The following is a 9,578-nucleotide window of genomic DNA, read 5'->3' as shown; positions in this document are numbered from 1 at the left end:
TCAAATGCTAAAAGCACAAGGCGATACCAAATCGGCAGCACAACAAATGGCAACATTTGCTAAGATGCAGCCCAGTGATGCTAGAGCCAAAGCCTTTAAAAACAATCCAGAATATACAAACCAATTAAAAAGCCAAGCCAAACAATACGATGTTTTAAAATCGGATGTAAGTAGCGACAAAACAGATTTTGGACCGGTCTTAACTCAAAATAACGAAGTATTCTTTACAAGCGCAAGAAACACCTCTAGAAAAGAAAACGGAATGGATGACCAGCCGTATTTAGATTTATATAAAGCCATAAGAAACACGGACGGTACACTAAGTCAAGCTACAGCAGTTACGGAATTAAACACCAAATGGCACGATGGTCCAGCGAGCATAAGTTCAGATGGTACTACGATGTATTATGGAAGTGAGAGTTTCAATGAAAGTGAGTATCAAAAAAACAAAGAAAAACACCTGAAATTCGGACAAATATATTTGTATAAAGCCACCAAAATAGAAGGTGATAAATGGGGCAACTCAAAAGCATTACCATTTAACAGCAAAGACTACTCGGTAAGAAACCCAAGTATTAGTAAAGATGGAAAAATCTTATATTTTTCATCAGATATGCCAGGGGGTTTTGGAGGAGAAGATATTTGGAAAGTAAGTGTTGATGGAGATACGTACGGTACACCAGAGAACTTAGGAGATAATATAAACACAGAAGGCAATGAGAGTTTTCCATCCATTCAAGATGATGGTATTTTATTCTTTTCTTCAAATGGAAAACAAGGATTAGGCGGTTACGATGTGTTTAAACAAAACACCAACACAAAGGAGCAAACAGCAACTAACCTTGGCGCACCAGTAAACACAGAAAAAGATGATTTTTCATTTTCGTACAATTTAGATAAGAACGTAGGTTATTTTTCAAGTAACAGAGAAGGAAATGACGATATTTATCAAGCCATTGCCGTTTGTGGCGTAGATGCTACCGTAATTGTAAAAGACGCAGAAACAGGTAAATTATTATCAGGAGCAAGTGTTACCTTTGTGGACCAAAAAGGAAAAAACAAAGGCAATCAAGAATCAAACGACAATGGAGAAGCTAAGTTTGGTGTAGCGTGTGATGAAATCGCTAGTTTTAATGCCACCAGAGCGGGTTACCAAAACGGAACAGCTAGTATGCCAAAATCTAAAAACGGTGCACAAAGTATCGTGATTACTTTAACACCAATACAACCAATAATCACAGAAACAGAAGTGATATTACAACCGATATACTTTGAATACGACCAATCCAACATCACGGCACAAGGAGCAGAGGAGTTAGATAAATTGGTAAAAGTAATGAATCAGTATCCAACAATGGTAATCGATGCGAAATCGCACACGGATAGTAGAGGATCGGATAGTTACAACTTAAGACTTTCAGACAGAAGAGCCAAATCTACGGTGCAATACATCGTATCGAAAGGCATTTCAAAAGAAAGAATTTCAGGCAGCGGTATGGGAGAAACCCAACCAAAAGTAGTATGCGCAACATGCACAGAAGAACAACACGCACAAAACAGAAGAAGTGAATTCTTAATTATTAAAAAGTAAATTAAAAACACCAACCTATTTAATAAATTAAAAAGCGTCTCAGCAATGAGGCGCTTTTTTTGTGTTTAATTTTCGCTTTAATAATCTTCTGAAGTATAATTTTAACTAGTATTATAAATTTAGTTTTTTCAAATTTTGTCTGATTATTAATTGTTTAAAATTATTTTTTTTAAGATTTAAGGCTTTGTATATGTTTTTAATGTAAATCTGATTTACAATAAATAATATTTTTTGTAAAAAAACGATTATTCAAAAAAACTATTTTTGAATTGAAACTAAAATTATATAATTTATTTAAAGCGATTCATTCCAGAAATCGTAAAATTTGAACTGTGTATAGTTTCTATTATTTCTTACATTATTTAATGATGTAATGATTTCTCAAAGGTAAATTGTAAGATGGGTGATGACGTACGAAACATTAACTTTTGTGTTTTTTATCAAAGTATTTGCATTACCAAGTAAAACCCTATACAAATCTAATCTCAATATTAAAAACTATGAACAAGATGCTAATCTCAAAAAAGTTAATTACCCTATTTCTATTATTGGTTAATGTTTTTGCTTATTCTCAATTTGTAACAACAGGAATAGCTACATCAAATAGTCTATATTCAGGAGGTAATATTGGTGTGGGTTTTACAACGTTACCAGTTTTTGGAACTAATAAATTCATTGTTACGGGTAATTCTTTATTCACAGGAAACACAACTGTAAATGGTACAGGACAATTTGCAAATTTAGGATTGGGAGTATTACCAAACACAATATATAGATTGAATGTAACAGGTAATTCCCTTTTTACAGGAACTACAGCTTTTACCGGTAATACTACTGTAAGTGGTACAAGTCAGATTGCAAATTTAGGATTGGGAGTACTGCCAAACACAATATATAGATTGAATGTAACAGGTAATTCCCTTTTTACAGGAACTACAGCTTTTACCGGTAATACTACTGTAAGTGGTACAAGTCAGATTGCAAATTTAGGATTGGGAGTATTGCCAAATACAGCATTTAGATTGAATGTTATAGGAAATTCACTTTTTACAGGAACAACTCAAACAACAGGTAATGTTGGAATAGGAATAGCTCCTAGCGCAGCACTTTCAACAAAATTATCATTAGCAAGCGGAATACAAGGATTAAGTGGATTGCAATTTTCTAATTTAACAAGTGCATTTGTACCAACGTCATCAACTAATAAATTCTTAACTGTAGATGCAAGTGGTAACGTAGTATTATTAAACACCACCCAAACATCCGGAGGAACTACAATAACTGCTGGCGCAAATATTACTGCTACAGGCTCACCAACAACAGGATATACTATTTCTAGTCCATCACAAGTTTTATCTCAAAGCGGCAACACTGTAAGTCTTTCAAACGGTGGCGGTTCTGTAACTTTTCCAACTTCAACAGATTCGCAAACACTTTCTGTTGCTGGAAATCAGCTATCTATCTCAAATGGGAATACGGTTACTTTACCAACTATTTCGAATACAAATTTATATAATAGTAATGGAACCATTACAAACCCAATTGGTTACTCAGGTAGATTTGTGAATTTAAATAATAATATATTGCAGTTTAGCAACTCTAACAATGCTTATTTTGGATTTAATATAAATCCAAATCCAAGTAAATGTGCAAGTTTTAATACAATTTACAATTCGGGAAGTGCTGCAGATAATGTTTTTATTTTGCCTAATACTAATAAAGGATATACTAAAATATTTGGTAGTATTACAAATAGAAGGGTTGTAACAACATCACTCACTACAGGAGTAGATATAGAAAAATCTTGGTTGCAATCAGGAGAAAGTAATACACTTGATTCTTCAAAATCACTTTATGAAAAATCACAAAAATTTGTTTTATGTGATGATAAATTTAAACCACTTGTATTAAATCCATTAGGCGGGTTTGTAGGTATTGGACTTGGGCAAACTGTAGTTCCAACTGCGCAGTTGCATACCAAAGGCTCTGTAAAACTAGATAATTTAGGAACTCCACCACCTGCACCTATTAGTATATTAGGTACAGACGCCAACAACCAAGTATTTCAATTTCCAGCAAGTAGTTTAACACCAAACAATGTAAATATATATACTGATAATGGTGACTTACAAGATTATAGAACAGTAAATCTTAATCAAAAAGCATTAACTTTTTTAGACAATCAAGCTAATTTTTCAAATATATTTTCGTTGACATCGAATGGAAATACATTGAATGGTTATGGGGTAGCAATAAATAAAACACAATCTACTTCATATCTTGCTCCAAACCTACAAGGAGGTGGGTATAACAGAAATCAAATGACTAGTTTTGATGGTGTTAATCTAGAAGTAACTCTTAAAACAGAAGGTCTTTATAATAGAAAAGCATGGTTGCAAATAAGTGATTACGAAACCAAAAAAGTAGAAAACCCATCAAATAGTGCAAAGTTTGATTTGGAAGATTTTGGATTATTAAAACCATCTTCATACCTTATCAATCCTTTAGGCGGAAACGTCGGCATAGGATTGGATAATGGACAGCCATTTGGTGGCACAGTAACAGACCCAACAGCAGTATTACACACACTTGGAAAATTAAGGTTTCAAGATTTACCAGATGATAAAAAACCAAATGCTATTTTAGGTACAGATACTGATGGTAATGTTTTTGAATATGATCCAAGCCAATTTGGTGGTGGGGCTAACGAAAATATTTACAATACTAATGGAACTCTGCAAAGCAATAGATCCGTTTCAATGGCTAGTAAAACATTAACTTTTATTGATGAAGGTAATAACCCTCAAAGTTTAAATCCTTTTTCATTTACTTTAAATCCTAGGTCAAATGATGCTAATGTGATTATTAAAAATAATAGAGTTCAAAATCCAAACTTATTTGGATTAGGTCATTTTAAAATCTCCAACCAAAATAGTGGAGGAAAATTCCCTAATGAATATGAATTAACAACTGGTTTTTCAACAAATTATTTTTGGACTCAAGCTTCAAATAAAAATCACTTTTCAAATGATGTTAGTAATTTAAATTATGCTATTAACCCCCTTGGAGGAAAAGTTTCTATAGGTACAACAAACATTAATCTTGATGCAGATTGTCCAGATTGTAACAATTATAGATTATTTGTAGCTCAAGGCATTCGTACAGAAAAAGTCCGTGTAGATATTGCTAGTGTAAAAGGTTGGGCAGATTATGTATTTGCCAAAGATTATTCTTTAATGCCTCTTAATGATCTTGAAAAATTTATTAAAATCAATGGTCACTTACCAAATATTCCAAAAGCGGAGGAAGTAGTAAAAGAAGGTATCGATTTAGGCGCTATGGATGCTAAGTTATTAGAAAAAATTGAAGAGTTGACCATACACACCATAGAACTTAACAAGAAAAACGAGGCATTGGAAAAAGAAAAAATCAAACAAGCCAAACTTATAGATGATTTAGCGAAAAGGTTAGAAAAATTAGAAAAAAACACCAAACAATAATTATAAAAATTACAGAAGATGAAAAAGCAATGTAATTTTTATAAAAGGAACTTTTCCCTTTTATTCATAGGTTTTTTATGTTTGACCCCTTTGTTTACTTATGGTCAAACAGACTCGTTGAGCATTCAAAAAAACAATAATTCTATAAAAGTATTAGAAAATAGAATATTAGATTATAACAAAAAGCAAGAAAACGCTATCTCTCGTTTTTTAAAACAAGGATATAAAAAAACCATTGAAACTAAAGATGGAGAATATAGCGAACTTATTGGAGAAAATGCTTTTGGAAAACCACAATATTTTATTACCCATAATTCTAATATTGTTAATGCCTTAGCTGCAAATATTTTACACAATGGATTTGATGGTTTAAATTTAGAAGGAGAAGGAATAAAAATTGGTTTATGGGAAAACGGAAGACCAAGACAATCGCATGAAATGTTTAGATTAAATGTCACTTCACCCGTAATTAGCAGAATAGAGTATGTTTCTGGTCAAAACTCAATTTTACAGCGTCACGCCACTCATATTGCAGGAACAATTATTGGAAATCAATTTTCTCCAAGTATGAGTTCACCATCCAATAGTTTAGTAAGAGGCGTTGCTTATAAAGGAACTATAAAAGCATGGGATTGGCTCAACGTACCTTCTGAAATGACAACAGCTGCTACTACTGATAATATAAAAGTTGCAAATACAAGTTTTGGACTTAATCCAATTTATATGCACCCTGCCGAATTTGGGAGATACAATGAAATTGCACAACAATGGGACGAAGTGATGTGTATTAACAAAGAATTTCAAATTGTTAAATCCGTGGGTAATGCAAGAGATGACAAAAATAGTAACGGATTTCCACAATATCCACAAGTAAATATACTGGGCGGTTATGATTTATTAGAAGGTGCGGGCGTTTCGAAAAATGTATTAGTGGTGGGATCAGTTAATTTGGCAGGTAAAACAGCGCCTTTTACTACTAATGTAAATTCAATTTCAGAACCATACAGCAGTTGGGGATCTACAGATGACGGCAGAATTAAGCCCGATATTGTAACTCACGGAAACAATGCGTTTTCCAGCATAGAAACGCAAAACAATACGTACGGTTATTATAGTGGAACTTCTCAAGCTGCTGCAGGAGTTTCTGGAGGAATTGCACTTTTACATAATTACTGGAATTCCAAATTTTCAACAACTTTGTGGTCTTCAACAGTTAGAGCCTTACTTATTCATAGTGTAGACGAAATAGACGATAAAGGTCCCGATTACAGACACGGTTGGGGCGTGGTTAACTTGCAAAAGGCAGCAAGTATAATTCAGCAAAGAGGTAAAAGCGTAATCATCCGTGAAGATGTATATAACGGTCAAACTGTTAAATTAAATTTAGCTGCCACAGGTAAAGAAGACCTAAAAGTAACGTTGGCTTGGACTGACCCTGCTGGAAATGTTGTTTTAATTGACCCAACCAATCCAAATGCTTCTATTAACGAAACTACAGCTAAATTAGTAAATGATTTAGATATTCGATTAATTAGAAAAGATGCAAATGGTAATGATGTACCTTTAATTAATGGAGGTCAAAATTTACTTATGCCCTGGATTCTGAAAAATAACATTGCTGAAAATAATAATGCAAACACTTTAAGTCAACCTGCAACTAGAGGCGATAATATCAGAGATAATGTTGAAAAAATTGAAGTATATCAAAATTTAATTCCATCCACTGGCGGTATGTTTCAGTTAGAAATTAAACACAAAGGTACATTGTCAGCCGCATGTCAATCAGGGCTAGGGCAGCCTTATTCTTTAATTATTTCTGGAGTTAGTTTTTGTTCAGATGATTTAGTTTTTTTACAGAATCAAGATAATGAATTGACAGATAATGTTGGCACAACGGTTTTAGCTAATACTATAAAAGCGAGTAACATTATTAGAGCAATCCCAGGATTTGTAGTTACTAATCCTGATTTTGTGGAATATAAAGCGGCTGATTTTATTGAATTATTACCACAATCTCAAAATGGTGGATCAGGAACAGATGGATTTACAGCCGAATACGGATCTGATTTTCTAGCTCATTTACCTTGTTCAGGTATAAATCAAAGAACAGCTTTTAGTGAAAATGCTATTGAAAGTTTTAAAAATGACACAGATGTTAATGAGAACGTTATTGTTGATAAAGGCGAAGTGGTTGTTTTCCCAAACCCATATATCAATGATATTTTGAATATTCAATTTAGATTAATTCACGCTTCTACTTTCGAAATTCAAATATTTGATATTTCAGGAAAATTAGTTTTTCAAGATAATGACAAAAAAACCTATTCTGAAGGCGTCCATAAAAAAGCAATTGATGCCAATTTTTTAGCATCGGGAACTTTTATTATTAAAACTATTTCCAATGAGGGACTAAGTACAATCAAACTTATTAAAAAGTAACGGTTATGAAAAAAGCGATATTATTATTTATTTCAATAATTTCTTTAGGTATCTATGCCCAAAGTCCTGGAGGTGTTTCCGGCAGTGAAATTTGGTGTAAAGTAAATAAAGTTACCCCTGCAGGGTCTACTTTTCATTATAAAGATTTTAGCACCAATAATAAAGCCATTACTTTAGGAGCTAGCACCGAACTTACACCCTCTTTTTTTAACTATAATTATTCTTTCTCTTATGATAGTACGGATTATATTTCCTATTTAAGTAAGTTAGAAAAGTTAAAAGAGGCTACAATTTTTATTGTTAATTTACCAACACCGCCTTCAGATCCAACCCTAAATTATGCATTAATGAATACCGATTGGAACTCAACAATACCAAATGTTTCAGGGAGTGTAAACGAACAATCCTTTAAATTTAGTACTTCAACTTTTGAAAAAGAGGTTCTTTCGATAACATATCCTTCAGGTTCATCAGTTAGACCAAACGGAAGAATCAATACGTTGCTTTGGCATAATTTTAATACAAAAAAAATAGTCAATTCATTTGGTTCAAATGGCGAAAGCTCTGTCTTTATTGGAAAATCATTCACAAATGTAGCAAATTTTTCGGGACAAATTCCCGAGGTTATTGTGTATAGAAAAGCATTGAATGATAAAGAAAAATGGAGAGTAGAAAGCTATTTGGCTCTAAAATATGGCATTACATTGCAACCAGAAGTAAATTATTACACTTCCAAAAATGAAATATTTTGGCATAAAGAGAATAATGGTTTTTTCAAAAATAGAATTTTTGGTATTGGAAGGGATTCTAATTCAAGTTTATATCAAAGACAATCAAAATCAGTCCATCAGGATGGTAATCGTTTAGTTTTATCTCGAACAAACACTTTATTACCAGATAATTATCCGACTGCCAACACTTCAAATAATATAACAGACCAAAATTTTATTGTGATGGGAGATAATGGAAGAGGAGAATTATTAAATTTTGATGAAATAAATGGAATAACTACAATGAAAAGAAAATGGCTTGTTCAGAACACTGGCGAAGAAGCTCATTTATTCAACACAAGTTTACGATATATACCTGAAAGCCCTGTTAATTTAGGTGTTAACGAAGCTTTTTGGTTAATTGTTGATAGAAGTCCTTCCAATACAACAGAATCTAATTTTACTGGAAATAATATTGAATATTATCCTGTGACTAATTTTGATAGTAACGGTTTTGCAAATTTTACCAATTTAAAGTGGGGAAATGATACACAAAATTTTAATCAGTTTACTTTTGGAATAGGACCTCGAATGTTAATTCTTACAAAAGTGAATGAGATGCAATGTGATGAAACCGAAGGAATCGTTAATATTGCTATAAAAGGTGGTCAGCCAGGATTTACAATAAATGTTCACGGCACTGATAATCCCTTTAATCTGCAGTTAAATCAGCCAGGTTTTAATTTAGAACTTTCTTTAAATGTAGGAAATTATCAAGTTACAGTTACAGATGCAACGGGATTTTCTCAATCAGAAAATTTCATCATTTCACCTACTTTCAACATTAATATTCAATTAGAGGATATTTATAATTTATATAATTTACCCGAAACAGTTATTGACGCAACAACTTTTGTTGTGGAACCTTTTGAAAATTATCAATTTGAATGGATTCATAATGGAGATATTATCTCAACTGAACCAACGATTTTAGTTAATAATTTGAATGTAGGAACTTATATTCTTCAAATTACTAATAAATTAGGATGTAAAGTAAGCAAGCAATTTGTTGTAATTAAAGATGAATTTTATAGAGATATAAAAGTACTTGTATACCCTAATCCTTCAGACGGTAATTTTACGGTATTTGTTAATTTGCTAGATATCAAGGATATAAATATTGAAATATCCGATGTTCTTGGGAAAATTATTTTTAATGAAACGTTTACAGGTAAAAAAACGTACGAAAATCAGTATAATATTAATGCTTCTGGGATATATTTTATAAGAATTACATCTAAGGAATTTTCAACAACACATAAAATTATTATAAACTAA

4 protein-coding genes are annotated in these 9,578 nt (G+C 32.3%); all 4 read left to right on the top strand.

Features of this window, described 5'->3' with window-relative positions:
* Nucleotides 1-1,591, top strand: a 1,591-nt coding sequence (locus ACIQ11_RS01435) for an OmpA family protein (RefSeq protein ID WP_396152127.1), incomplete at its 5' end; no start/stop codon positions are given.
* A gap of 500 nt (nucleotides 1,592-2,091) precedes the next feature.
* Nucleotides 2,092-5,091 carry a beta strand repeat-containing protein gene (locus ACIQ11_RS01430; protein WP_396152125.1) on the top strand — a complete coding sequence of 1,000 codons (3,000 nt, stop codon included), beginning with the start codon at nucleotides 2,092-2,094 and terminating at the stop codon, nucleotides 5,089-5,091.
* A 117-nt stretch (nucleotides 5,092-5,208) separates the two neighbouring features.
* Nucleotides 5,209-7,530, top strand: coding sequence for a S8 family serine peptidase (locus tag ACIQ11_RS01425; RefSeq protein ID WP_396152123.1), 2,322 nt, complete (start codon nucleotides 5,209-5,211; stop codon nucleotides 7,528-7,530).
* A gap of 5 nt (nucleotides 7,531-7,535) precedes the next feature.
* On the top strand, nucleotides 7,536-9,578 hold the full coding sequence (locus ACIQ11_RS01420; RefSeq protein ID WP_396152121.1) for a T9SS type A sorting domain-containing protein: 2,043 nt from the start codon (nucleotides 7,536-7,538) through the stop codon (nucleotides 9,576-9,578).

This window comes from Flavobacterium sp. (assembly GCF_044361065.1).
Classification (GTDB): Bacteria; Bacteroidota; Bacteroidia; order Flavobacteriales; family Flavobacteriaceae; genus Flavobacterium.
This window is presented reverse-complemented; position numbering and strand designations above follow the sequence as displayed.

Excerpts from the sequence above, each read along its gene's own strand:
- ACIQ11_RS01420 (WP_396152121.1), top strand. The coding sequence starts at position 7,536 with ATGAAAAAAGCGATATTATTATTTATTTCAATAATTTCTTTAGGTATC.
- ACIQ11_RS01430 (WP_396152125.1), top strand. The coding sequence starts at position 2,092 with ATGAACAAGATGCTAATCTCAAAAAAGTTAATTACCCTATTTCTATTA.